Consider the following 455-nt stretch of genomic DNA (forward strand, 5'->3'; position numbering starts at 1 on the left):
CTGATCGCACGCTGCTCCGATTCGATCTCTTTTTTTCTTTTTTCAATTTGGGATTTTTCTTCTGCTAAAGCAAGATATCTTTCAAGATTTTTAGATTCCAGACATGATAATTCGATTTCCGGGAGACTAATGTCCGCATATCCCACAGATCTCCGAATACTATCTAAAATGAGGTCTGTCTTTCCGTTATACGGTGGTTCCACATGTTTTTCAACATATTCCTCCCAGAAGAATACTTCCTGTTCTATGATGTCTTCTTCATCCATCAGATCACGCTCCAGATAGCGGAATACAAATTCGTCTTCATTATTCCCATACAGACATGCAATATAAGCTTTCTGCATGTTCATGACCGACAGATAATGTTTGACCTGGAGCACATAATTATCCGGAATTGCATCATCATCCCATTTCTTACTTGCATTGTAATTACAGGTCTTACATTCAAGAATTCC

At 38.5% G+C, this 455-nt stretch carries 1 protein-coding gene; it reads right to left on the reverse strand.

Annotation, left to right across the window (positions count from 1 at the left end; genetic code table 11):
• On the reverse strand, positions 1–455 hold a 455-nt coding region (locus JQM82_RS16105), incomplete at both ends, for a YqaJ viral recombinase family protein (RefSeq protein WP_328284234.1).

The sequence above is a fragment of the Faecalicatena contorta genome, from assembly GCF_021531995.1.
Classification (GTDB): Bacteria; Bacillota; Clostridia; order Lachnospirales; family Lachnospiraceae; genus Dorea_A; species Dorea_A contorta_A.